General features: G+C 40.5%; 25 protein-coding genes. 7 read left to right on the forward strand and 18 right to left on the reverse strand.

The features are described from left to right. Positions 1 to 8 precede the first annotated feature (8 nt). Complete coding sequence (locus VB713_RS20385) at positions 9 to 170, forward strand: hypothetical protein (RefSeq protein ID WP_323313331.1); 162 nt, start codon at positions 9 to 11, stop codon at positions 168 to 170. A gap of 1,125 nt (positions 171 to 1,295) precedes the next feature. On the opposite strand, the gene VB713_RS20390 is transcribed toward VB713_RS20385, so the two are convergent. After that, entirely contained in the window at positions 1,296 to 1,913 is a 618-nt protein-coding gene (locus VB713_RS20390) for a thermonuclease family protein (RefSeq protein ID WP_323313332.1), read from the reverse strand. Positions 1,914 to 1,997: 84 nt separating this feature from the next. On the opposite strand from VB713_RS20390, the gene VB713_RS20395 reads away from it, so the two are divergent. Next, positions 1,998 to 2,624 (forward strand): hypothetical protein, encoded by a 627-nt coding sequence (locus VB713_RS20395; RefSeq protein ID WP_323313333.1) that lies wholly within the window; start codon positions 1,998 to 2,000, stop codon positions 2,622 to 2,624. Here VB713_RS20395 and VB713_RS20400 read toward each other — a convergent pair. Then, a complete protein-coding gene (locus tag VB713_RS20400; RefSeq protein WP_323313334.1) occupies positions 2,619 to 3,200 on the reverse strand; it encodes a hypothetical protein in 582 nt (193 codons plus the stop codon). The genes VB713_RS20395 and VB713_RS20400 overlap by 6 nt on opposite strands. Here VB713_RS20400 and VB713_RS20405 point away from each other — a divergent pair. Beyond that, entirely contained in the window at positions 3,199 to 4,047 is an 849-nt protein-coding gene (locus VB713_RS20405; RefSeq protein ID WP_323313335.1) for a glycosyltransferase family 2 protein, read from the forward strand. The genes VB713_RS20400 and VB713_RS20405 overlap by 2 nt on opposite strands. On the opposite strand, the gene VB713_RS20410 is transcribed toward VB713_RS20405, so the two are convergent. The 7 genes from VB713_RS20410 to VB713_RS20440 form a co-directional block, all read right to left on the reverse strand. Then, complete coding sequence (locus VB713_RS20410) at positions 4,015 to 5,058, reverse strand: hypothetical protein (RefSeq protein WP_323313336.1); 1,044 nt, start codon at positions 5,056 to 5,058, stop codon at positions 4,015 to 4,017. The two genes, VB713_RS20405 and VB713_RS20410, sit on opposite strands and share 33 nt — an antisense overlap. After that, on the reverse strand, positions 4,964 to 6,172 hold the full coding sequence (locus VB713_RS20415) for a hypothetical protein (protein ID WP_323313337.1): 1,209 nt from the start codon (positions 6,170 to 6,172) through the stop codon (positions 4,964 to 4,966). Before VB713_RS20415 ends, VB713_RS20410 begins: the two co-directional genes overlap by 95 nt. Further along, entirely contained in the window at positions 6,153 to 7,238 is a 1,086-nt protein-coding gene (locus VB713_RS20420) for an ATP-binding protein (RefSeq protein ID WP_323313338.1), read from the reverse strand. The genes VB713_RS20415 and VB713_RS20420 overlap by 20 nt, the downstream gene beginning before the upstream one ends. Continuing rightward, complete coding sequence (locus VB713_RS20425) at positions 7,235 to 8,281, reverse strand: metal-dependent hydrolase (protein ID WP_323313339.1); 1,047 nt, start codon at positions 8,279 to 8,281, stop codon at positions 7,235 to 7,237. The genes VB713_RS20420 and VB713_RS20425 overlap by 4 nt, the downstream gene beginning before the upstream one ends. A gap of 226 nt (positions 8,282 to 8,507) precedes the next feature. Beyond that, positions 8,508 to 9,251, reverse strand: coding sequence for an ATP-binding protein (locus tag VB713_RS20430; RefSeq protein WP_323313340.1), 744 nt, complete (start codon positions 9,249 to 9,251; stop codon positions 8,508 to 8,510). Between the two features lie 233 nt (positions 9,252 to 9,484). Next, the gene (locus tag VB713_RS20435; protein WP_323313341.1) at positions 9,485 to 10,075 is read right to left on the reverse strand and encodes a DNA-binding protein; all 591 of its coding nucleotides are present in this window, start codon (positions 10,073 to 10,075) and stop codon (positions 9,485 to 9,487) included. A 179-nt stretch (positions 10,076 to 10,254) separates the two neighbouring features. Further along, positions 10,255 to 10,545: a hypothetical protein gene (locus VB713_RS20440; protein ID WP_323313342.1), complete on the reverse strand. Its 291-nt coding sequence runs from the start codon at positions 10,543 to 10,545 to the stop codon at positions 10,255 to 10,257. A gap of 89 nt (positions 10,546 to 10,634) precedes the next feature. Between VB713_RS20440 and VB713_RS20445 the strand changes: the two genes are divergently transcribed. After that, positions 10,635 to 10,763 carry a hypothetical protein gene (locus VB713_RS20445; protein WP_323313343.1) on the forward strand — a complete coding sequence of 43 codons (129 nt, stop codon included), beginning with the start codon at positions 10,635 to 10,637 and terminating at the stop codon, positions 10,761 to 10,763. A 126-nt stretch (positions 10,764 to 10,889) separates the two neighbouring features. Here VB713_RS20445 and VB713_RS20450 read toward each other — a convergent pair whose 3' ends face one another. From VB713_RS20450 to VB713_RS20465, 4 genes are all read right to left on the reverse strand, one after another. After that, positions 10,890 to 11,552 (reverse strand): hypothetical protein, encoded by a 663-nt coding sequence (locus VB713_RS20450; protein WP_323313344.1) that lies wholly within the window; start codon positions 11,550 to 11,552, stop codon positions 10,890 to 10,892. Between the two features lie 616 nt (positions 11,553 to 12,168). After that, positions 12,169 to 12,498, reverse strand: a complete 330-nt coding sequence (locus tag VB713_RS20455) for a CopG family transcriptional regulator (RefSeq protein WP_323313345.1) — start codon at positions 12,496 to 12,498, stop codon at positions 12,169 to 12,171. Beyond that, positions 12,495 to 13,136, reverse strand: a complete 642-nt coding sequence (locus tag VB713_RS20460) for an AAA family ATPase (RefSeq protein ID WP_323313346.1) — start codon at positions 13,134 to 13,136, stop codon at positions 12,495 to 12,497. The genes VB713_RS20455 and VB713_RS20460 overlap by 4 nt, the downstream gene beginning before the upstream one ends. Before the next feature lie 438 nt (positions 13,137 to 13,574). Next, positions 13,575 to 14,771: a transposase gene (locus VB713_RS20465; protein WP_416242463.1), complete on the reverse strand. Its 1,197-nt coding sequence runs from the start codon at positions 14,769 to 14,771 to the stop codon at positions 13,575 to 13,577. 475 nt (positions 14,772 to 15,246) lie between these two features. Between VB713_RS20465 and VB713_RS20470 the strand changes: the two genes are divergently transcribed. Continuing rightward, positions 15,247 to 15,537: a hypothetical protein gene (locus VB713_RS20470; RefSeq protein ID WP_323313347.1), complete on the forward strand. Its 291-nt coding sequence runs from the start codon at positions 15,247 to 15,249 to the stop codon at positions 15,535 to 15,537. Between the two features lie 66 nt (positions 15,538 to 15,603). Here VB713_RS20470 and VB713_RS20475 read toward each other — a convergent pair whose 3' ends face one another. The 4 genes from VB713_RS20475 to VB713_RS20490 all read right to left on the reverse strand — a co-directional run bounded on the left by VB713_RS20475 (position 15,604) and on the right by VB713_RS20490 (position 19,684). After that, positions 15,604 to 16,344: a M48 family metallopeptidase gene (locus tag VB713_RS20475; RefSeq protein ID WP_323313348.1), complete on the reverse strand. Its 741-nt coding sequence runs from the start codon at positions 16,342 to 16,344 to the stop codon at positions 15,604 to 15,606. 289 nt (positions 16,345 to 16,633) lie between these two features. Further along, positions 16,634 to 17,347 carry a Coq4 family protein gene (locus VB713_RS20480; RefSeq protein WP_323313349.1) on the reverse strand — a complete coding sequence of 238 codons (714 nt, stop codon included), beginning with the start codon at positions 17,345 to 17,347 and terminating at the stop codon, positions 16,634 to 16,636. A gap of 928 nt (positions 17,348 to 18,275) precedes the next feature. Continuing rightward, on the reverse strand, positions 18,276 to 19,157 hold the full coding sequence (locus VB713_RS20485) for a bile acid:sodium symporter family protein (protein WP_323313350.1): 882 nt from the start codon (positions 19,155 to 19,157) through the stop codon (positions 18,276 to 18,278). A gap of 116 nt (positions 19,158 to 19,273) precedes the next feature. Further along, complete coding sequence (locus VB713_RS20490; RefSeq protein WP_323313351.1) at positions 19,274 to 19,684, reverse strand: hypothetical protein; 411 nt, start codon at positions 19,682 to 19,684, stop codon at positions 19,274 to 19,276. Positions 19,685 to 19,855: 171 nt separating this feature from the next. Between VB713_RS20490 and VB713_RS20495 the strand changes: the two genes are divergently transcribed. Both VB713_RS20495 and VB713_RS20500 read left to right on the forward strand, forming a co-directional pair. After that, positions 19,856 to 21,022, forward strand: a complete 1,167-nt coding sequence (locus tag VB713_RS20495) for a sensor histidine kinase (RefSeq protein ID WP_323313352.1) — start codon at positions 19,856 to 19,858, stop codon at positions 21,020 to 21,022. Between the two features lie 2 nt (positions 21,023 to 21,024). Further along, positions 21,025 to 21,687 carry a response regulator transcription factor gene (locus VB713_RS20500; RefSeq protein WP_323313353.1) on the forward strand — a complete coding sequence of 221 codons (663 nt, stop codon included), beginning with the start codon at positions 21,025 to 21,027 and terminating at the stop codon, positions 21,685 to 21,687. A 220-nt stretch (positions 21,688 to 21,907) separates the two neighbouring features. On the opposite strand, the gene VB713_RS20505 is transcribed toward VB713_RS20500, so the two are convergent. After that, positions 21,908 to 23,377 carry an IS1380 family transposase gene (locus VB713_RS20505; protein ID WP_323313354.1) on the reverse strand — a complete coding sequence of 490 codons (1,470 nt, stop codon included), beginning with the start codon at positions 23,375 to 23,377 and terminating at the stop codon, positions 21,908 to 21,910. Positions 23,378 to 24,124: the final 747 nt, after the last annotated feature.

Consider the following 24,124-nt stretch of genomic DNA (forward strand, 5'->3'; position numbering starts at 1 on the left):
CGACCCCCTTGGCACAACCAACAAAAACCGCTGCCCCAGTAGGAACCGCAGAGGCCGCCACAGTGCAGCCGCCAGGAACCGCAGACCGAGAGCCGGAAAAACCGAAGGATGAAAACCTGGAAAAAACAGAAGCAACCACAGCACCACCTGAGAGACTACATACAGTATAGCACGAATTCGCGCTAATGGAAAGGAATCGCTAGGGTTTGTAGTATGGGTGTAGTATCTAGATTGCTATTGCTATTAGCATGAATTCGCGCTATAATAATAGCATGAAGGTTGGGATTGATGTGGATCTGACCAATTGCCGAGTGTGGGCGGTGATTGTAGCAGCGCGAAAAACCAGCCGGAGAGAATAAGCCTAAGAGCGAAAGGCCACCCACACCGCTGATTAGCTCTGAAGCTGTATTTTTTCTTGATTTTGCGAGCGAAGCGACGCGCAGTGACCGCTGGCACAGCCAGCAAAGCTAGAAAAACTGAACGCAAGCTAGGTAACTGAACCGTAGGCCTCGCGCCAACCCAGACCAACCCAGACTAACCCCAACTCAGTGGAGCGACACCCAAGATTTTAAACAATGCACAGGTTCTGCGGCTAGTATCCTTTGATGCTAACAGATAACCTCTCAACAAGCAGGTTCTGTGCTAAACTAGCAACTTTGTGGAGCGGAACGGCAGGCGCAACACTAAGCGAAGCACGCGAACGAGGGTAAGTACCTTTGTTTTTTGAGCTAATTTTACTAACCCGAAGTGAGCAAATCCGAGCGCAAGCGAGCAGTATCATTCTGCCGAACGCAGTGAGCAGTGACATAATAATAAATCCATTTCTTGAAAGCTTGAAAGCAAAGCCAGAAGCGCTTCGCGGGTATCTTTTTTATATTAGTTAAAATGCGCTTTTAACGCCGAACGCAGTGAGCCGACAAGTTCCCCCACTCGGCGGGGTTAGGGGGGTGGGGAGGCGAAATGGGAGCGCTTACGATAACTATGTGCGTGTAGATAACTTATGGGCGCGACCTCACTAGCGCGGACGGCTAATATTTGATACCAACAGATCAATATAATCCCGCGCGAAACAAGGGCGAAGCAACCACTAGCGCCGGGAATCGTATTTGTCAGAGCAATAAAACCATGCCTTAGTTTGTTAGATCAGGGTGTGGTTTGATGACTGAGAAGAGGTTTTGGAAAAGTTTCGCACCCGTGCATTATCCGTGCGATCGCTTTCATGTATGCCCCGCCTGGCGGTTCAAGCTCAATATTCAATCTCTAATTGTTTTCTATTGCAGTGTACACAGCATTATTCACTTGTTTCGTTTAGCCTTGCGGTAATTCCAAGGTGTTTGATGGTATCCATTCCACACACCTATTTTCTGCTGCTGTGCGATCGCTTCCCCATTCTTAAGGGAAATTTCGTTAGGGCAATTTTTAGAATACTGTGCATAGTGATAAGCCATTCCAGCTTTAACTAATTCTTCATTGAGAAACTTTTCCGTACCATCTGGATTAATTAAAAATATCTCGCCAATTTTCCTGTTATATCTATCTGTACCAACAATAGAAATCTGTACCATTTTCTTAAGGGAAAAAATAGAACGCAAATAATCACGAGATTCTTTACCTAGCGGTTGCGAAATCTCAGGAGCATCTATGCCACAAAAGCGAATATTTTCGGTAATTCCATCCTTTGTAACTTTGATAGTATCGCCATCATGAGCGCTTATTACTTCCCATTCTTCTGTTATGGCTGGCACTGAAAGCTTTGCTGAATAAGAATTGTACGCCGTACCAAATTTTTTATCAACATACAAATTAAATGGAATGTTCGTACCAAATTTTTTATTAGCATATAAATAAAATGCAATTCCCGTACCAATTACGCTAAAAGAAAGTAAGGTTACAACTATTTTTGAAATCTTCATAAAAGTGATTTACAAATGTATCTATATAGAATATTATAAAGTTTACTTGATACTTATCGTGATATGAAAAATAAACTAAAAAGGTTGTTTAGTTATAGCTTACTGGGTGCGATCGCTTCTTTAGGATTTATCCCCCAAGCTAATGCAATTCCTTACTCAGGAAACACAGTTTACAAAACGATTATTGATGGTGCAACGACCGTTTTCATCAGCGGAACACCAAATGGAACTACTTCTGTAGCACTAGGGTACATAGACAGATTTAGCTCTAGAGTTGCTGGAAACTGCGGAGAAATTAGGCTTACTGCTAGCACGGTAGGAACAACACCAACCATTCAGGTTGCAGGGACAACTGTCACTCTTTCTTCATTAAGTACTCAGCTTTTGCCAACTTGCACTGGAGGATCTTTTTCAGAAGCTAGGCCAGATAACTTTAAAACTCCTGCGGGAGATGTCGTTATCGTTGGACAAACTGCAAACAGTGCAGTACTTTTAAATATTCCTAGAGATACGACAAGGACGGTAAGAATCAATTCTTGCGGGTTTGGCACGCTTCGTAATTCTTCATCCTTTAGCATTCCGCCAACCTTTAGCGTTGACGCAATCGAAAGGGTTCTGGCTGATCTGCCAAATGCAGGAAACGCGCCAAGATGTACAAGCGGAGTTGGGTATGTTCCGGCAGCTTGGGCTCAAAACGGCGGCGGATCATAAGTATTGCAGTAGTGCCAGTCCTTTGCCAATTCCCAAAATTTCTATTAGGGTAATTGGCAATTCCTCCAACCACATCTCTACAGTTTTAGATTCTTCAGATCTAAAGTAATCATCTATTACTAAGTACGTTCCAGGTTTAATAAAGTTTTTTAATAAATGTGGCGCTGGGTGTCTAGCTAACATAGCACTTCTAGAAGGTGGTCCATCTACAATTATTAAGTCTGCGTCAAAAGGTTCAATTCCAGAAATGTTGTACCAGCTAACTAATATTTTATTACAAGCTTGCTGCTTTCTTGGGGTTAGTTTAACTTCTGTATAATCAGCAAGGTTTTTCTCAAGTAATTTTCTACAAGTATAATCATACCAATCTTGATTATCTTCTAAAGTAAGCGATCGCTCTATAACCCCTTTCTGCTGCATTTCCCCTAAGAAAATAGTGGAAAGTCCTGATCCACACTCAACAATTGATTTAATATTTTTCTCAATTATAAAACCTTCTAACCATTGTAATACATCCATTGGCAAAGCCCAATTTGTAAACTCGCTTGGATTAACTTTACTGTTTTCAACTATCATGACTATTTTAGTATCTGTAATTATTCCAGTTTATAACGACTCTAGACTATTATCAACATTAGATACACTTAAAAAACAATCATATTTTAACTGTCAAATAATTGTAGTAGATGATTGTTCTGACAAGGTTAATATTAAAAATATATGTGACAATTTCTTTGGTGTTAAGTACATCAAATCTAACGTTAATGTTGGTTCTTATGCTTGCAGAAATATAGGAACAAAAGCGGCTCTTGGAGATATATTAGCCTTTACAGATAGCGACTGTATTTTAGATAAAGATTGGATAAAATTAGGTGTTGATTTTATTAAAAAAAATAACTTATCAATTGTCGGTGGAAAAATTCAGATGATTGGATTTGAATTTAAAATAGATGAGTATCTAGATTCTTGTTTGCATTTGAGACAAGATATATGGGTTAGCAAGAGAAACTTTGCAGCTACAGGTAACGCCTTTATTAAAAAAGAAGTTTTTGAAGAGGTTGGATTGTTTGATGAGAAGCTGCGCTCTATGGGTGATTTTGAATTTGGTAATAGAGCATTTATTAAGGGATACAAGATAGGGTATGCAGAAGATGCGATCGCTTATCACCCTGCTAGAAGTTGGGATGATTTAATTGAAAAAGTTAGGCGTTGCAATTTAGGATTACTTCAAATAAGTAAACCATCTCTAAAGTATTATGCTGAAATTATAATTAATATCATTGAGTCTACGTCATTAATACTAAAAGATAAAAGCGTTCCTAATCAGTTGAGTAGAGTTAAGTTGTTAAAAATGTTTCTCTACCTTCAGTTATTAAAAATTCAGCAGGCTTTAAATTTCAGCATTTTTAACGCCGAGAACTAGTAGCTTTATTTCAAAGAGCGATCGCCTCATTTTCCCCCAAGAAGAATAAGTATCAGCCTTGGTTTTATCAAGCTGACTTTGCTTTGCTAGATATGCCTCAGTGTCGTTGTTACCTCTGATGTACCTAAGCTCGAATACTTTAAATTGATCAATAGCTCTAGCACCTACAACTTGAGATACTTGAAAATCAGTCCGCGCCTCATCAAATTTAACAAGAGCGATCGCTACTTTCTCTCTAGTAGTATCTGCTAATTGCGCTCTGCTCCGTTGAAGTTCAGCTACTTTTATTTGTAAGTCAGAAATAGCGATCGCATTCCGATTAGCTTCAGCATTTGCACCTTGAGAGCCTTGAAATAGTGGCACACCAATCACATTTAGCAACCCGTTCAATATTCCAGTTTTACCAGAAAATATCCCCAGTAAGTTATCTATTAATCCGTTTCCTTGCTGGGGTTGTCCTGGTGTGGGAGTGGGGCCAAGTAAGTATTGTAAAGCAGGGGTGAGAATAGATAACCTTACAGTTTTGGCATTACGCGCTTTCGCCTCATTTATTTTGTCATTAGCTTCTTGAATTCTGTTGTCTAATTCTTTTAGTAGAACTGAACCACCAACAGCTTTAGTTTGGAGTTGATCCAAACAGCTTGATGTCGTTTCTAAACAGGGTAAACCGCCCCGCATTATCCGCCACATATCATCATTGAATTGATCACTTAAAAGTTTATCAATATCCGGTCGATTAAAAGGGTTTTGCTCTGTTTTAGGTACTAATTTATCAGCTTCCTCTTCTGCCTGTTCAGGGTCTATATCATCGCCTTCTGTCGGCATTATCGGTGTCTTCCCAGAAGGCTTACTAGCAGGAGATTCAAGGGTTTGCTCCTCTTCTGGAAAATCATCTGTCGTAGTTGTCGGAGTTCCTTTACTGGGGTTTGGCGGGGTTAATGTCGGGCTTTGTCGTGGTTGTGGGTTTTGTCCCGCTGCTGTCTCTATTCTTAGGGGAAATATTAGAATCAATAGTAATAGAAGTTGTATATTTGCCGTCTTTCCCCGTCCACGGCTTAATTTTTCTAATGTAGCCATTTCTCGGACTTCTTACTATAGGAATATCTGCTAATTTATCATCAATTGCTGAAAGTGATATATCAAGTTGTGCAAGTTGATAATCTTTATTTCTTGCAGCTTCCTCGTACTGCAATCTTGATTTTTCATAATCCTGATTTGACTGGGTTATAGATTGCGATCGCTTCGATTCCTCTACACTGGCTTCGTACTCTTGAACCTGTCGCCTTGTACGTGCTGCTTCTAATCTAGATTTAGCTATATTTAATTCTGACTCTGCCAAAGTAATGTTAGTTTTTAGCTGTTCTAACTCCTGATTTTGAGCAATAGCAGCAGCGGACAGTTTAGCCTGTGCTTGTTCAACTTCTGATAGTGCTTGACTATGTTTTGATTGCAGTTGCCTTAACTTCGATTGTTCATGCTGCAAAATCTCTGATTGCATTTTCATATCATTCATAGCAGCAATCATCTGTTCCTGCTCATTGATATTCTGGGATGCGATCGCAAGTGATGCACCAGCCTTTTCAAATTCGGCGCGGCGCTCTGGGTTATCAGTTATTAGTATTGTAGAACGGCTATTTAGTACTGCTCTAGCTTGCTTTAGTTTTAACTCAGCTTGTGCAATATTAGCTAGTTCTTCGTTAAAGTTGGCTGGTGGAATTTCCCTTAATAATGGTGTGGGTAATGGCTGTGTAGGTGGAATTAAAGTTTTAGAGTTTAAGTTGTCAATCTGTAGCTGAATAGATTTTTTCTGACGCTGTAACCTTTGGCGTTCGGTAGAGTTATCAGAAATAATATCACCCTCTTTAATTTCATCCCCTAGTTTTACTTTAAGGAATGAAGGAGAATTAACAGATATAGACATCTTTAATGGTCTATTTTTTTGTAAAACTGAGTTAAGTTGCTCTGGTTCTTCATCATCCTCATTTGCTACCTGCTGGCTTACAGCTTGAGCTACTGCGGGGTTTTCCACAGCATCCTTATTTCCCTTAAGAATGAATAAGAATAGAGCGATCGCACCTATAACAGTAATATTTATTAATAATTGGTTATTCTTTATATCTTTCATAAAACGGTTTTATAGATGTTTTGATTCCATCACTCCCCATTCTAACTAATGCCTCTAGCGGTTGCAATTGTGCTACTAAATTAGCTGAAAATCTAAACCTATTAGAAACAGCCTTAACTTCTGTTTGATCCAGCATAAGTATAATTTTTGTAGAAGTATTAGCTATAACTTCTTTACTTAATTCACAATCTCTTTGAGAAGCTAAGATACAGCATAACCCGTATTTTCTACCATCTGCCAATATAATATTTAAAGTTTTACTGTTCTTAACTTCTTTAGCCTCATCAATAATAATAAACGTTCTGGGAATTTTATCTTCAATTTCACCAGCAATCCTATGAGAATCCATTAATTGTTTAATTATCGCTTCAGTTGCGATCGCACTTAACCCCGGCACTTTACCAAGTGCAGATAGATCAAATCTAATCAAGGGTAAATTTAGGCTGGGTTGAGGTTTATTAAAAATACCATATTCAAACATAGCAGCAAGCTTTAAAGCTAGTTTTGGTGATTCTTTACAACCATCCTCAATCCTTGACTCAATTTCGTCTCTAAGGTTTTGGAATGTTGGCGGTTTTCTGCTCCAGGTGCTTGGATCTTCCTGTGTTATTCCACAAGCTTTGTAATTTCCCACTAGAATGTCAATCATTAAGCCTTCTTGGTTCGCACCCATAACCAAGGCTTTACGTAAAATAGAGGCTACTGCGATCGCTTGCAGTGATGGACCACCACCTTTGGTATCTAAATCTATGGTGAGGGGATTAATCCCATAATTTGATTCCATATCAAGTGGGTAGCAAATTTCATCAGGTAGTTCCTGATCACCATGAAAATCAATTACTATGCAGTGTACACCCGATATAAATTCAGGTAGCTCAAAGGCTAGTGATTTTAACGTTTGAGTTTTACCACTTCCAGAAGTACCGATAATAGCTACATGACCATTAGGCAAAGTTGCAGGATTCCAAAAACACTTTTCCCCTAAGAATATGCCTGAGTGCGATCGCTCCTTTGGTAATTTGTTGTTACTATTTGGCTTGAGAGTAGCCTGTGGTAATGGTTTCATATTTGGTTAGTCGTAATAATTTTGATTTGAATTTGTCCGGTAGCATATTCATCCCCTAAGAATTTGCTCACAGCTTGTAATGGTGCAGCTTCTAAAGTAATGCTACTAGATGTAGCTTGAATGCTAGGGAATTGGTAAGGGTCACGGGGAATTGAAGATGTATCTAAGTCGTCAACTGATAGCTGGCCACTAATAAATACCGTCGAGCCGGCGCGTTTATATTTAGCGATCGCTCCTTCAATAGATTCATCATCTAAAAATATAGATTCAATTGTAGTAATAGCAGGTTTTCCAACATCTGCGGTAATTTCTTGAATAATAATCTGACTATCAGGATCAGTTGCAGCTTTATACAGTTTCCCTGTATTGGGTTCAGAAACTATAAAGCCGTTACCTTGACTTTGAATTATGTGAAACTGCCCATTAATTTGTGATCTGTCTCCAGCCCTTACACCTTTGATATTTGCAATGATTTTATGAGTTGCCCCAGATTCGTTGTAAATATGCTGTACACCAGAGCTAGATGCAATTAATCGGTTAAATTGGGTTAAAACTCCACCTCTAGAATTAATACTAAAACTGCTAAGAGCGATCGCAATCAGAATACAAAGTATGAAGTATTCAGCGTTGCTACCAGTTTTTAGGCGCAAATTTCTATTGCCTGGGCAGACACATCTAACTGGTGAAGGCCAGAACATTTCTACACCACCACGGGTAAAACAGTCGGCGAACCAGCCAAATGTATAACCAATTGTTAAAGCTGAAGCTAGGGGTAACAGTTTAGGCAGAAAAACTGATATTCCAAAGGATGCGATCGCAACGGCAGCGGTGGCAACTAATGAATGTGTACAGCTTCTATGCGGCATTGTTTCCTCAAAGTACCCAGATATCCAAGGGAACATTCGACCAGCCGGTGATGTTGAAATATCAATATCTGGAAGTAAGCCACCCATTGCACCAACGGCAATTATCACAGGATCAGCACTTCCTAAAAGCAAGCTGGCAGCAGTGCCACTAATTAAAAGGTGAGATATTCCCAGCATTATCTAATTCTCCTCTCTTCACTTTGATCATCAATCAAAGAGGGATATCCTAAAGCAAGATAGATTACGTTGAAAAAACTAGATATTTTTGTATCATTACGCAAATTTATACCACAAAATATTAAACATCTGGCAAGTACAGATACTAGAAAAACCATCAATATTAAGGGCATAACGCACAATATATAATATTCAGGAGTTTTTCTAATTTCTCTAATTTTTCTAATCATCTAATTCTCCTCTCTTCCTGGGGCAAGCTATAGAGCAAGCGGGAAAGCCCAAGGAATACAGCCGCAGCAATTCCACCAAATATATAGAGAGCTTGGTCATTTGTTCCAAGTCCAATAAATCGCATAATTACGAAGATTACGCCAATAACTAGAATTAATGGGGTGATATCAAAGTAGCGCCGATGATCTGCACCTTCAATATCTAAGCCTAAATATTCTTCCTCGATGGCACGAATCGCCAACATCGGATTACCCCCTGCCCGCTCCTGAAGTTTGGATAAATCAGCAGCTGATAAATCAATCATTCTCTCAGCCGCTGCGCTCCTCATTATTTCCCTGATTGCCTTTTCCGGTAATGGTTTCAGTTCAATTCTGGGGATATTGATAAAAATGTCAGAGCGTGGTGGATCGGTTGCTAAAACCAACATTGGCACACCCTTACGCCGTAGCTGCTTCAGCCAAATCCTAAACTTCATATCACAGCTTTGGGCATCGTCGAGAATTATAAAAGCTGTGTTTTCCCCTAAGAAGTCCGCGATCGCTCTTTTCAGTTTATCCACAGTTAAATTTTTTCCCTCTATATCCTGTGTGGGTAAATCAAACTGTTGAGTAATTTCTAAAAGCATTTGTTTAGGTGTAGTTGGTTCCACAAAGGCCACCATAAAACCATCATCAGTTAGCTTTTCAACTACTGACTGAGCCAGTACAGATTTACCACTGCCTTCTTCACCGACAATCAAAATTGCACCATTAGCTAATAGTGATGCTGTGGTGCGGTTTAATTCTGCTTGTCTATAAATGACAAAATCACCGGCTGTAACTTCTTCCTCAATTTCATTCTTAGGGGAAATCTTGGAAGGTTTGGGAATTAGTGAAATTATAGTGGGAAAAATTATTAAGGGATTAAAGCTACTAACCCGGATTTCTGCGGAACGCTTCGCTAATCCTCCAATAAATAATTTAAGAAACTTAATTATCCGATTCTTTCCATTGCTTGATCTATTAGCTTCTGCGGGTCGAAAATCGAACGATTGTAATTTGCCCGCGACTGCGTAAAATTTTCGGTAGCCTCCTGTACCTGTTCTTTTAAGTCATCAGGTAATTTATCAGGGTTCATATAAAAGTGAGTAGCGATCGCGCTATTCGCAATTAACATCCCTGCTGCACTTTCTGCACCGCCGCGAACTAAATTTGCCATGTCGTTATCGGGCATAAAAGCATCATTTATAGGCTGTGCGCGTACCTCAGTACCATTGTTTGTTCCAGCAACGGCTTGTGAATTTGGCTGTTGAACGACTAAAGCTTTTGATTCTTTCCAATCATTAATGTACTTGCTTAAATCTCGGTCGCTTCCTCTACCTGCGCGTTGGCGCACTAATTTTCTTGTAATGCTTGGGATATTTTTAGAATCTCTATATAGATTTTCACAAATTTCAAAAACAATTTCCTTTAATGGTCTTGTGTCTGTACCACTTTCTGTTTGTTCAAACTCACTGGTATTATTTTCTTTCAGCCCTTGTGCATCAATGTTTTCAGCTTCTTCTGAACCTAGTTGCTTAGACATTATTAATAAATCCTTAAGCTACATTAAAATTATGGTACGCTACTTTACGTAAAATTTGCTAGAGTACCTTCACTCAATATTATGTGAATTTTGCAAAACTTAGTTAAGAAATATTGAGGGAAATCTGGGAGAAAGCGATCGCATACCTGCAAAAGTTCTGAGCTTAATGCTGAAATTTTTTAATCAGGTGGCTGTAGAATTTCCCAAATTACAGGATCTTCAACCAAATTATCACTAACAGAAATAAACGTATCAAGGCTTTGTTTTATAAAATCTAAGCTTTCATCAAAAGAGCAGTTTAATTTTCTGCTTATGTTTTCAACACTTTCAACAAACTTATCTACTAATTCCATTGGGTAATCTCTCCCAGTTAAGTTTGAATCACAAGCATTGCAGTTGTTTGGTCGCAAGTCATTATAAAAGTGTTCTTGTCCGCACTCTGTACAAACCGTTAATATCTTGTTCATCATAAAACCTCATTAATATAAGCTTCCAAGTCAGCCCGCTTCATACGCCACGATTTTGGATTTTAACTCATTGTTTGCGAGCCGGAGAGTTTATGCAAAAAAAAACCCAGCCACAGGAACATACACCACCGACTGGAGACAGCCGGGATATCTGCAAATTGGGACACGATGTAAATAAATGTTGCAAAAGCTGCGGACAGATGCCTTTAACTGCAAAATAAAAGCCACCTACGCGGCGGCTGGCTCTGTGGCGATAGTCAGGGATCACTTCCTTAGCCCTGTTATGCCACTATTGGAAAACAATAACTGAAGCAAAATTCTCAACATTTATTATTGGTCAAACTTCCTTAAGCATTCCAATTACGAGACTCACTATCATCGGGCATCCAAAGTTTGCCATATTGTGAACGGCAATAACTGGGAGGATACATGATCCACGATGTATCACTATTAGTGTTAAAAATCGCCAATTTGCCATCCTCTCTTACGATCATTACTGTCAAATCACTAGCATTAGCTATAGCGCCATATTGACTAGGATTAAGGTAATGAAATGGGTTCGTGTTGGATCTTTGGATTATATCCGTAACCTGACCGTTCTCGATAGTCGTTCCTTTTTTTGCAAAAGCTTTATATACTTGAACACCAACCCCGACTGTTGCTCGAAGAGCTTTTGTCGCGGTATAAAGTTCCATCAAAGTACGCGCTTGCTTGATCGCATTTAACCCTGATGGTGCAGAAGACCCAAGGCTAGCAACAAGTATTGCAGCAGAAGCACCGATATCTGCATAGCTCCAATCTTTGTTTGCCGAAACGACAACCGCAATTGGCATTCCAGTAGCATTTGCAATATGGACGTGCCTTTGCGATATAGTGTCGAGTTGGTCATAGATTATTCCTGCCGGAGTAAACTTTTTCGCCATATCCAGCAACCCGTCACCCACTTTACCTTCAGCTATCTTTTTAAAAGGTGCTGAAATATAGTCTGTTGCATCGTCCCAAAAAGACATGATTGATTTCCTTTCTGCCAAAAAGCAGACTGTATAGTTAATACTTGTATTTGCTAATACTATCTTTAAGCTTTAGATTAAAAGTTTAGTTAAATTCAGGACTATTTAAATTCAGCTAAATTCAGGCAAACAAGGCATCACCGTGCCGATTCGGGAAATTTGTACGCTAAGAAAACCTCAAAAAATTGAAACCCTATACTATGAGGGCAACATGACCCAAGGCAAATTATTAGAGTTTTTAGAAGATATAGGGATATCAATATCAGCCAGATATTTATCGAACCTACTGTACTAACTTGCGTGAAAATGGTATAGAGACATTCAAATTTTGCATACTAAATTCAACTTTTTACGCGCTTCAGCTTCTCAAATTTGCTCATAAATAACCCTTTTTGGGGATGTTTTCATTTGAACAATCAAGTTCAGATAGAAGCTGAAACAGCGGTAAATTAAGAGTTTTAAGAATTAAGTTCACAAAACTTTATAACGTGTCCCAATTTGCCCGTATCCCGCCTGAAACCCTCTATCTCTATGGACAAGACTAACATTTTATTAGCAGCGACCATCAATCACTAGCTTACTGCATTGATTGCTTAATTACTGCATTACTGCATTTTTATTCTAGTTTTTGGAATGCTTCATCAAGTAAGAAACGGACAATTTCAGCCTTTTTGCGGCCTGTTTTAGCAGCCAGCATAGACAGCTTACGGTGCATAGACTCAGGTAAATCAACGGTCAGTCTAATAGTTGGTTCTTTAGAGGTAACTTGTAGTTGAGACATAATTGATGGTTTGCTCGGTTCTGCGGACGGGGGCATAGTTTCTATTCCGGTTGGTGTCGGTTCTGGTTGCTCGACAGTATCAACCTGTTCCGTTTCTTGTGGTGTACTGCCATAAACAAATTCACGAGCCAGGGCATCATCAAGGGGTTTACGCTTTTTGTTCATTTCAGCATCCCCACAATTTCTTTAAACAGTCGTTCATACTCTCGTTGTGATTCCGCTGCCGGACGGCCGGACAATCCCCAAATGGTTGTACCCTGACCAAAGGTATCGGCTATTGCTTGTTTTTGGTGAATCACCGTTTCTAGAACTGACACTTCTTTGATTTTTGATAGCAGTGCGATCGCTTCGTCTTTTAGCTTAGTTCCTTTAACAGCACGACTAATAAATACTGCTGCTGTTGGCGAACCCCCCCTAACAGATTGAGCTTGTTTAATTAAACGCACGGCATCACTGGCAGATTGCAAATCTAAACCAGTAGGTTGACAGGGAATAACCGCTAAATCAGTTCTGAATAATATCGCCCGACTTGCTTCCGATAAACCGGCTGGTCCATCCACAATTAAATAGTCACATTCAGCTGCTAACTCTGGGATTTGTTCTAAAAGTTCATCCGGTACGTTGAGCGTCGTAGTCGGAATTTCTGACTCCATCAACTTCAACCACACTGAGCTACTGCGCTGCGCGTCGGCATCTAACAACCTGACTTTATGACCCTTGCGTGATAACCAATAGGCTAAATGCACTGCTGAGGTGGATTTTGAGCATCCACCCTTCTGATTTATAAAAGCAATTATTGTCATACTGCATTGATTACTTAATTACTGCATTGATTACTGCATTAATTATATATTGAATATGGCGTTAAATCGCAATCTCCGATCTGACTCATCGTTGACGTGCTGATAAATTCTTAAGGGAAATCATGATACAAGCGATCGCTAACGCTGCTGCAAGCAGTTCGCCTCTTTACTCACCATGCCAGCTTCTCTAATTTCAATTTCCCTCAAGAAAAATCTGCGATAATCAACTGGTGGTTATTTGCATTCAAGATGGGCTGGACTGTGCCGAAACGGGAAATTTGTACGCTAAGAAAACCTCTAAAAGTTGAAGCCCTTAACTATCAATAGTTTCAGAAAGTGTCATCCGAATGAAATTTTTTGTATTTTCAGACCAATGGTCGTTAAAAAATTCCTTGAGAGTTGAACGCTAAAAATCTTTAATGGCAAGGAAGAGGGCGATTACTTTGATTTCTTAGCGTACAAAACTCCCAATTTGGCACAGTCTAGCCTAATTTCCCGTCTCAACGTAACATTAGAAATATAATCCAGCAGAAACATAGTCCGTACCACCTTACCCAACTCTTGAAAAGCTTGATAAAGACGATTTTTCCGACTGTAGCTCCCCAACTTACGTAACAGCGTCGAAGGCATCACCTTACCAGCCTTAATTGACAGCACCACCCGCATCATGTCATACCAGTGAGTCTGAATTAAACTCCAATTGACAACACCCTTAAACAGCGGCTCAATATGCTGATAGCTAACATCTGCACCAGGACGCACAAAACTAAGATCCTTCCAATTACGGATACGTGGCATCAACTTGATACCCAGAAGATAGGAAATAGCAAACACAGGTCTAGACTGACCTTGAGTATCTGCGTGCAACGTATCCGGCTGAATATCCGAGAGATTTTTCAACAACCCATCCAAAATATAAACCGCTTCCCAAACCCCACAAGTAATGAAGTGAGTAAACAAAGCAATGTATTTATCAGAAACATGATGATAGGCAATACCACCGTAACCACCATAACGGATATGATACTCACTGTGTAAATTATTCTCGTAGATCTCAAACTTACTGCCATCCGCAGCCGCCTTTTTCCCCGTCCCCCAACAATTCGGTAAAGTAAACCGATTATAAGCATTAATAATATCCCGAATTGCCGCTTCAATTTTGGCAGCACTAACATGGCGACGGTTAGTATAAGAAATCTCATGGGCAGTCACCATACCCCCCGAATGACGAGCCATTTGATTAGGTCCAAGATTGCAACCATAACCAAAAGTAGTAAAAATATAACGTTCCCCTGGTTCAGATATTTTGGCTTCACTTCCTGACATCAAACCAAAATGTCTAGTCCAATTTAACCAATGCTCAACATTGCATAATATGTCTAAAATACTCCGTTCCGGCATCAGCGCCCGGATTTTCGACTCCAATAAATCTACCTCTGGAGGTTGGGTAAGTGATGGTGGTTTCTTTAATACAGGGTCGCCATCCTTATTAATTGTAAATTGTTTATCGACAGCACAAATATTATCTACAACAGCAGCAACTTGTGTTAAACATAAGCGTAAATGTTCGATAAAATCCGTTGGATTAGCAGGAAAACCAATTAAGTCACAGTAATTGTTGCGGCTCGCAAACATAAACGCTCCGGCTTGCAAACAAGACAATTTTTGGCTCACATTAATTGCAAATAAGATTGCAGTTCGGCTCAAATTAAATGCAAATGGGCTTGCAATTATAAATATTGGCTCACATTAACTGCAACTAAACTCGCACCAGAAAACTGGTTACAGAACATTCTTTCCGTTGCGAGTCTTAAAAGAGAATTGAGGGTAAAATGGGCATTTCACCTCCCCAGTCCTATCAAATGATCAACTAAAACTCGCAACAGAAATTTTGGATTGACAAAATGCACCTGTTGGAGCGCATTGTCCCTAATTATTGCAGCTAATAACTTCTAGCTTATTTGCAATTAATGTGAGCCGGAGAGTAATGATTGCAAACTGGTTGCAAATAATCTGAGCCTAGTTGCAGATAATTTGAGCCGAACCAACATTTCAGTTGCAAATAATGTGAGCCGAAAAATGTCTTGTTTGCAAGCCAGAGCATTTATAATTGCGAGCCACAACACGTAATGCTGAATTTAACCAATCTGCTTGGCAACAAGCCAAACTCTACTTACTGCAAGCAGAAAGTGAAATTCAACAACTCCAAGAGCAAGACCGCTTGAATACTGCTCAAAAAGTTATTGACATTGAACGGCGATCGCAACTGAATGGAGAAATAGAATCACTCAATAACGATATTGCAGCTAAGTCTGTCGAGTTAGAAGCCGTAACTGAACAGCTATCAAGTTTGGCTGCTTGGCGTAGATATAGCGAAGCTGTCACCAGGGGCAAGATATGAGGTTAGAAATTATCAGGTTTCACTACATATTTACCACTACCCATCTGCGGAATGTGGGTTAAAACTCTAGCGTAGGGGCAGAGTGCGATTGTAATAGGCGGTTGAATCCAATCCGTTGCCATCCCGTTGGTTCGGATCAATGCTAGCTTCCAAGGCTTCAACCCGATTTTCTGGGTCAGGGTGAGTACTGAGGAACTCGGGGGGTGAGCCGCCTTGATCCCCTAGCTTCTGCATGAAGTCTGGCATCGCCGATTGGGCATAGCCAGCATCACCCATAATGTTCAGTCCCCGTTGGTCTGCATCATACTCATCCTCACGGCTGTTGGGACGCTCTCGGAGAAGTTCTATACCAATCTGGGCGATCTTACCAGGGTCGAGTCCGGCAGCCGTCGCAAGTCCCCGACGAACTGCATCCGCACGAATTTGTTGTAACAGATGCTTTCCGTCAATGTGGCCGATTTCATGACCGACAACACTGGCGAGTTGAGCCTCATTATCTGCAAACTTCATGAGACCCGTTGTTACATACACATACCCCCCCATTGTGGCAAAGGCATTGACCTGGTTATCGGCTATGACTTGAAAGGTATAGGTTAACTCGTTAGCCCGATCGCTATGGGGCACTAAACGTTTACCAATCTGTACGACATAATTCTGAATGTCAGGATTTCGGTAGAGCCTGAATTCACCACTCCTCAACAAATCCTGATTCATTTTTTGACCTATTTTCATCTCCTGTTCAGGAGACAGGCGGCTGGGCTGAACGGTCTCGGTGGTCTGATTGCCGTTGCGAATGCGATCGCGCACCCTGGGTTGGGAATGGGATACCTGGACTTGACTAAGCCAAAGGCTGATTGCGGTGAGAACCGCTAGGAGAAAGTATCCCAGCCGCTTTCGCAACACGGGAGACCGTCCAAGCATTTGACAACCGAGGCTGAGTTGAGATTTAAGCGTTGGAGACATGATGATTAAGATGATTTGAAGACACGATGATTGAGATGAGCTAGAAAAAAGGGGGAACCGTTTGCGTAGCCTGTACAAAGCACAAACCAACAATGGGTTAGAAGTCCCCCCCTTTAAAAAGGGCTGCCAGTTGTTACCAATCCAAATCCAGATCGGGCAGGCGATTCTTGAGGCTGTAGGGTTCATCAATGACTGGATCAGTAATGTTTAAGTCCTCGCGCCATTGACGCACTGTTTTATCCCAGCCATCTTCCCATCGCTGAGCAATTAGCGGTTGTTTCATTTGGATTGCCATCCCCATGCCTCTTGCTATTTGCTGCGTTATATCTGGAAGTTTTTCCGGTTGTTTCTTCAGCGCCATACCGATGCTGGCAACCTGAAGCATTACACCCATTGGATAACCAATTTGCACTGCTTGAGTAGAGAGCACACCCAACTCTCCACCTGTGGGGCCAAACCCCGTCACCAGGTGGACAAGATCGTGGGTTTTGCGAAGGCGCATAGTCAACCAGTCTTCATCCGTTTCGATCTCACGCTGGCGGAAGAAATTCGGGTCAAAGCCCAGTGCTTTCATCACCGTGGCATAAGTATGGCCAAGGGTGCCGGGAGACAATTGAGATAGGGCTTCGAGATCGATCGCTGGCCCAAGATAACGACTTTCCATCATGGCGAGCGCTTCAGGGATTGCCTTGACCCGATCGACACAGACTTTCATCTGATTGCTGCCCCGAAAGTTGTCTTCAATGTCAAATACGCTGTCAGTATTCTGCCCCATTGATTTGAGCAAATCTGTAACAGAATGTAGATTACGAACGGTACGGCTCAGTTCTTCAAATCGTTTAAACATTAGTTTCTCCTAGATTGTCGATTTGGTGATTGGTCAGAATGGTGAGGAAATGTTAATTTGGCATTGAGCCGAGATGTCTGCAAATTCGGAAATAGAGGCTGAAAACTCTTGTTATATATAGCTTTCAGATTTCTTGCTACCTCCAGTTTTACCCAAATACAGTCAAACTAAATTTAGTACACAGTTACTAATAAATCTGGTTTATACGTTCTCAAATACCAACATTTGGGTGAAAGTTGGTATAAGAAGCAAAGTAACATTGATTTTTTAGGGGTTCTGGGTAGGGTGTTGACTTTGTTAGTTTTTAGTAAATATGTACCATGTACTTTGTGTTTCATTAAAAGCCAAGCCGTTACGAGGTTTTAGCCATTGTGGAAACCGACAAAAAAGTGCATGAAGCACACCCCAAAAAAGCCACAGAGTCAACAGCCTAGGTTCTGGGTATGAAGAAAGAGACTATTCAATCATCGAAAGTTGGTAAAAGTCAAAATCAATGGGGTAAATTCCGCAAAAACAGATGCGATCACGCTTGTACTAACAGTCGCTAAAAACGAGATATATCAAGGAGTACAGCAATTATGTAGTCTTGATGCCACCTATTAGGCGACCATTTGAAGCTGCAATTTCTCTAATTACCAAAATCGGTGAAAGCTGGAAATGGCAAGGGTTTACAGCCGCTATTTCCGAATTTGCATGGATCTGATACTGTTGGCGAAAGTGTTACAAACACATAAACAAGAGCGTTACAACTAAAAGCTGCAACGGCAGATTGAAGGTTTGAGCTTACATAATACTTTCACGTACAAGTATGTATTACATTCGCCAACGGTATCTGGATCTCGGCTCAATGCCAATTTGGTGTGTTAGCAATGCCATCGGACAGGTCGGGAGATCGCGGTATTGCGACACTAATAAACCGAACAAAGAACTAATCAGCATCTGCTTGTTTTACCTGCCTTTGAGTCGTTGGCTGGATGCGACTCATGGAGATCGCAAAGACTAGGTTCATCGGAGTCAGCAACGCACTAAACCCAAGCATCGTCGCCTCAATATTTTGATTGACTACACTGCTCGTAGCAATTAACAAGCAAATTGCCACATTTCTCATGCTGGTACTGATTGCCAACACTTTACGATTTGCAAGTTCTGGTCCGCCCAGTTGCCAACCAACGAACCAGGACATCCCAATAAACGCCGCGATCGCCGCCAACCCATTCCATGAAAGTGCTTGAGTATCCAGAACTTTGAGTCTAGACGTGAGAACCGTCAATGTGATGAAGAAGACAATCGATAAAAACGAAGATAGCTTTTGCAATTTCGGGGCGATCGGCGGTAGCCAATGTTGAACGATCTGTCCTACCAGAAACGGGGGGATAATAAAGAACAACAGGCGACCGAGGAGTGACATGACAAATCCATCCGATGGGGCAATACTAGGAAAAACCAGATAAATCAGCGTCGGCGTAATAACGATGGATAGGATCGATAACAGAAAAATCAAACCCACGACATAGGCGAGATTGCCTTTGGCAACACGAGCAAAATGCAGCCCCAGCATTCCGCCGGGGGCAAATGCAACCATCAGAAAGCCCACAGAAATTTCGGGCGGCAGCCTGAATAACCAAATTAAAATCAGACCTAATATCGGCAGCAGAATGAAATTTACGAGCAGCGATCGCCCCATCAAGCTTGATTTCATGAGCGTCAGGATTTCCTGCTTCGATTCCTCTAGTGCTACGGACAGGAGAAATGTAAAAAGAAACAAGAAAACAACTATTTGGATAGAACTAGACAGAGGATCATCAATCATCGCTTTCTCCATTACCGCGCTCTAAGCGTGATTGTATTTAGCAAGAGTAGGGATTTCATTCTTCTCACCAGCACCAGAAATGGCATTCAATTCCGATTGAGAACTGGGAATTGAGATTATTGACCGTTCTTCCGATTACGGTTATTTTGCTCCCACTGCTGGTATTGAGCGGGTGTAAGAATCTCTCTCATTTCTGATTGCATAGTTTGCAAGATACCCTGCATAGACCTCTTTTGCCTAAAGGATAGATTGACAGACTGGGTGGCAGTTCTTAAATCCTTCCCTTCATCCAGAGCAGTATTGATTTGTTGTCGCTGTTCGGCACTGAGTTTTGCATTTATCTCAGCGATCGTGCGTTTACTCAATGACGCAATCTGTTGTTCTTGCTCCTTAGTGAGATCAATTCCTTTAAGAGCAGGAAATTGACTGGTGATGGAAGGCTTAGGAGCATTCCCCTGAGCGATAGTCGGTGGCACATTACTGATTAGCATTAACCCCGTTAAGGCAATCATTGCAATTCGCAACATAATTTTAGTGTATGGTTTAGTACATCTTTAGCTGAATTAGCTTAACAATCGAGGATAATAATAACTAGGGTATTTAGTCACCATCTATTGGGACAAAAGTCCCTTGACAATTCCCGATTCTGGTCAACTAATCTAATTATTTAGGTAAACTTTCATTGATGTTGAATGGTCATGATGACATCTAAACCCCCCAGAATTATCATTATCTTAGAATGGGTTTTGATTAGTTTCGTTTTAATTTCGCAGTTACTAGTGATAAATCGCCTTAAGGAAAGTATTGGGCTGATATTTATAGGTTTAGCCATCTTTAGTGGATTAGGAATGTGGCGATCGCCTAAAAAGATATTTAATTACGTTAACACTATTATCCAATCTTTCATTATTACTGCTTTAACTATTTGGGGGAAAATCTACAGCTATCAACTATTGTTTTTAGTGGTTGTAATTCGGAGTTGCCTAATTCTCAGGGGTGTTGAACAATTCGTAGTAAGTGGATGTGTATTTGTGAGTGCCTGTGCCATTCATTCCTATCGTCTTGCCAATCAACAACTACCATTACAATTAGCAGATAATCAACCTAAATTTATTTGGCTAAACCTTAACTTGTTGTTTGGCTTACTCATTTTTTCATTTCAATTACTAGTAGATAAAATTTTAGTTGAGGAGAAAAATAAACAGGAATTAGCGATCGCCAATCAAAGACTGCGGCATTATGCTTTGAGGGTAGAGGAACTAGCTAAAGTAAAAGAGCGAAATCGCATCGCTCGAGAAATTCATGATTCTTTGGGGCATTCCCTCACTGTCTTTAACCTTTATCTGGAAGCTGCCCTCAGATTATTACCCACCGATCAACAGGAGGCAGAAACCTTAATCAGAGAAGCAAAGCAAGTAGGCACAAAAGTATTAGCAGAAGTGCGGCAATCGGTTACAACTCTCCGAAGCGATCCCCTCGATGGCGTTTCTTTGTCGGAGGCTATCCATAATTTAACTACTGATTTTCATCGTAGCACTGGCGTTTTACCGCAAACAGAAATAATTTTACATACTCCGCCTCCACAGGTATTAGCTAATACAATTTTTCGTATTATTCAAGAGAGTTTGACCAACATTTGTAAGCACGCTGAGGCTGATAATGTTTCTATCAATTTAATCCAATCTACTGATATAATTAACCTCACGATCGCTGATAATGGCAAAGGCTTTGATCTGGCAAATAATACTACTGGATTTGGTTTACAAGGTATGAAAGAACGCATGATCGCGATCTCTGGAGAAATAGAAATTGTCACCGCCCCTCAAATGGGCTGCAAATTGCAGGCAAGGATTCCAATTCAATGAATATGATTAAATTAATTTTGGTGGACGATCAAGACTTGATTAGGAGGGGGTTAAAGGCTCTGTTAAAAACTGCCCCCGAAATTGAAGTGATTGGTGAAGCAGTCAACGGGGAAGACTGTCTAGCTCAACTAGAAAAATTAAATCCTGATTTGATATTAATGGATATTCGCATGGCGATTATGGACGGCATTGCGGCAACCAGAGAAATCCATTCGCAATTTCCTGATATTAAGGTACTTGTTTTGACTACCTTTGCAGATCGTGAGTACGTGCAAAAAGCACTCCAATCTGGTGCAGTTGGCTACTTGTTGAAAGATACACCCTTCGATGAACTCACTCAAGCAATTCGCCTTGCCCAAAAAGGTTATGTGCAGATTGCGCCGGGGCTAATGAATTATATTTTAGAAATTCCAACTGAGCCGAACATAAAGCAAGAATTGACTGGTTGGAATGAACTCACCCCCAGAGATCGGGAGATTGTCGAACTGGTGGCGCAGGGATTGAACAATCGAGAAATTGCCGAGGTTCTATTCCTATCCGAAAAAACCGTTAAAAATCGTTTAACCAATATTCTCAGTTGCTTGGGTCTGCGCGATCGCACTCAGTTAGCAATATCAATGCCTTACCCGGATTTCTCACGAGGGAGAAAAAAACATCTGGATTAGCCAGATTTAGGATAAATTAATTGATACATTGTTGAACTCCCCGCCGATTAAAAATATTTAGCAGTAAAAACCGAAGCAAAAAAGATATATAAAATACCTTTTAACCAAAATATATCTAAATGCGAAAAAAATAGTGATAAAAATTGACATGACAATTCGTTAGGTTAAGTTAATCAAAATAACCCCAAAAATAGTTATTTAAAATCAGAATTAGTTATTCTTATGGAACCAATTTTGTCATTAACAATTGACTTGGTAATCGAGATAAACGCTTATAAATCGTTGCAAAGATTTCCTTGTAAGGGCAAGCACTACTAATAACAATTAAAACTTGTCTTTTGCTAATTGTAATAACAGCCCCTAGCTTTAATATTTTTGTTCGTATAGTTCCAATCGTTGCATTTTTGAATTCTGTATTGACTAAACATTTCTCTCGCATGAAATTCATTAAAATGTAGGCAATGGCTGCAAACCATAAACGCAATTGATTTCCGGCAAATGTATGTGTACTTGTTCTATCACTTTGTAAATCTAATTTTTGTTCTTTCAGGCGGTTTTCCATATTACCCCGTGGACAGTATTTTTGAGTATAAAGTTGTCCTGGAGGAATTTTATTTATAGGGAGAGAAGTTACCACAAATCGAGTCTTGACTTCTTCATTGCTATAATCTACCTTGGCTACAACACGACGGCTACGACTCCAACTGTCTAAAGTTTGATAGTCCAGAGAACAATACCAAACTGAGTTATCAACAAATTCTGCTGCATCTTTTTTCAAATCCGGTGTTCCAGGAAATAAGCTGTCAAAAAACTCGACTATAGGTTGAATTTTTCTCGAATATTCTTGGGATGCACGATACTTTATTGATTGTGATAGTTGGAGTAACCGAGGGTTTTCCGGAATTCCTAACACATAATCAATATCCATCTGTGACTCACACCAAGCCATTATCTCTTCTCTGCTATAAGCACTGTCTCCGCGAATAATAATTTTCACATTTTTCCATCGTGAGCGTATTATTTTTATTACTCGTTGTAATTCTTCTAACCCCCATGCTGCTGGGTCTAAGTTGGATGGACGAAGTTTTGCTGCTAGTAAATGTTTCCCACAAAAAATATAAAGTGGAGCATAACAATATCCTCTGTAATAAGGATTAAAAAATGTTTCTTCTTGATGACCATGTACTAAATTATCGGTAACATCCAAATCTAAAGTTATCTGTCGTGGCGGCTTTCGATAAGATTCTAAAAATAGCTCAACTAGGAGTTTTTCTATGCCCAATGCATCATGTTCAATCCGGTGATACCGACTATTTTCTCTTGAATCTACGTTGTCTGGACAATGTTCGAGACGATTTAAGGTACTTTTTCCGGCCAAAGTAGTTAATTCTTGTTCTGAGTTAATTACGTTTCCTACCGCGAGTGCAAATATTGGGTCGTGACGTAGAGTTTCATGGTCATTTATGTCTTCATAACCCATGATTAAGCCATATATCCTTTGTGCAATTAAGTTATGAACTGGATGCAAAACTTTATCTGGGTTTCGGTAATCTTTGAAACATGCTGCAAATCGTGATGTTATTTTTCTCTTTCTGTCTAATTCCGCAATTAATGTTAATCCTGCATCTGATGTTACAGGCTTACCCTGGAAATTAACTACAACTGGATATGACTTTTCTTGTCCAAATATGGTATTGAGCCGAGATACGTGTAAGTGCGATTCGTTCTGGAGAAACCCATTTCTTGGGGGGATTCCAGGCTTTAGTAGAGTAACCCTAATGGGGCTGAGTCCGCACTTTAATCCTCTACTAATGACAACTTGATATCCATGTAAGTGAGGTTCACAAAGAACCAATTCTTACTGCCCTGGTGCGGGGTTAAAAGCACATAAACTACCAGTAATGGTAGCCCCTACAGAAGAGACTGACTATCAAATCTGTAAAGCGGGGATGAAAGCAGTTAATGGTGGTAATTGCTGAAAGCACCAACTGCAAGCAAGAGTTTATGGGGAGAGTAAACGAAGTGTCGTTGAGCCATCGTCAAATCTCACCAAGGGATATAAGCTTGTGTTTCGGACACACCTTGGGCTGGAAATAACCGACAAGGGGTTTGGACTGTTAGGATCTTGCAACCGAAGCAGCGTACCTCCTAGACCCCCGGTGGATAGACACCCTCTAAAGACTCAAAACAATGGATATCAGGAACGAAACAACCCAAATTATAGTTCCTATAGTGGTCGATATGTAGGTAAGCAGTCAAGCTAAAAGCTTTATTTGGGAGGGATGGGTTAAAAAGCAAAAGCCTAGACCGAAATAACGGTCAAAGCCTGAAAAGGGATGGAGTAATATCCGGGATAAGCAGACGTAACCCGCAATAGACATATCCGAAAACTGTCAAACTCCTACTATGAATACTTTTTGGAAAGCGATTGCTAACT

Origin of the sequence: Anabaena cylindrica UHCC 0172 (assembly GCF_034931625.1) — a bacterium.
Lineage (GTDB): Bacteria > Cyanobacteriota > Cyanobacteriia > Cyanobacteriales > Nostocaceae > Anabaena > Anabaena cylindrica_A.

Coding starts and splice junctions, on each gene's coding strand:
- VB713_RS20390 (WP_323313332.1), bottom strand. CDS start 1,913: ATGAAGATTTCAAAAATAGTTGTAACCTTACTTTCTTTTAGCGTAATT.
- VB713_RS20405 (WP_323313335.1), top strand. CDS start 3,199: ATGACTATTTTAGTATCTGTAATTATTCCAGTTTATAACGACTCTAGA.
- VB713_RS20400 (WP_323313334.1), bottom strand. CDS start 3,200: ATGATAGTTGAAAACAGTAAAGTTAATCCAAGCGAGTTTACAAATTGG.
- VB713_RS20415 (WP_323313337.1), bottom strand. CDS start 6,172: ATGAAAGATATAAAGAATAACCAATTATTAATAAATATTACTGTTATA.
- VB713_RS20420 (WP_323313338.1), bottom strand. CDS start 7,238: ATGAAACCATTACCACAGGCTACTCTCAAGCCAAATAGTAACAACAAA.
- VB713_RS20425 (WP_323313339.1), bottom strand. CDS start 8,281: ATGCTGGGAATATCTCACCTTTTAATTAGTGGCACTGCTGCCAGCTTG.
- VB713_RS20435 (WP_323313341.1), bottom strand. CDS start 10,075: ATGTCTAAGCAACTAGGTTCAGAAGAAGCTGAAAACATTGATGCACAA.
- VB713_RS20440 (WP_323313342.1), bottom strand. CDS start 10,545: ATGATGAACAAGATATTAACGGTTTGTACAGAGTGCGGACAAGAACAC.
- VB713_RS20445 (WP_323313343.1), top strand. CDS start 10,635: ATGCAAAAAAAAACCCAGCCACAGGAACATACACCACCGACTGGAGAC.
- VB713_RS20450 (WP_323313344.1), bottom strand. CDS start 11,552: ATGTCTTTTTGGGACGATGCAACAGACTATATTTCAGCACCTTTTAAA.
- VB713_RS20455 (WP_323313345.1), bottom strand. CDS start 12,498: ATGAACAAAAAGCGTAAACCCCTTGATGATGCCCTGGCTCGTGAATTT.
- VB713_RS20460 (WP_323313346.1), bottom strand. CDS start 13,136: ATGACAATAATTGCTTTTATAAATCAGAAGGGTGGATGCTCAAAATCC.
- VB713_RS20465 (WP_416242463.1), bottom strand. CDS start 14,771: ATGTTTGCGAGCCGCAACAATTACTGTGACTTAATTGGTTTTCCTGCT.
- VB713_RS20480 (WP_323313349.1), bottom strand. CDS start 17,347: ATGTTTAAACGATTTGAAGAACTGAGCCGTACCGTTCGTAATCTACAT.
- VB713_RS20485 (WP_323313350.1), bottom strand. CDS start 19,157: ATGATTGATGATCCTCTGTCTAGTTCTATCCAAATAGTTGTTTTCTTG.
- VB713_RS20490 (WP_323313351.1), bottom strand. CDS start 19,684: ATGTTGCGAATTGCAATGATTGCCTTAACGGGGTTAATGCTAATCAGT.
- VB713_RS20495 (WP_323313352.1), top strand. CDS start 19,856: ATGATGACATCTAAACCCCCCAGAATTATCATTATCTTAGAATGGGTT.
- VB713_RS20500 (WP_323313353.1), top strand. CDS start 21,025: ATGATTAAATTAATTTTGGTGGACGATCAAGACTTGATTAGGAGGGGG.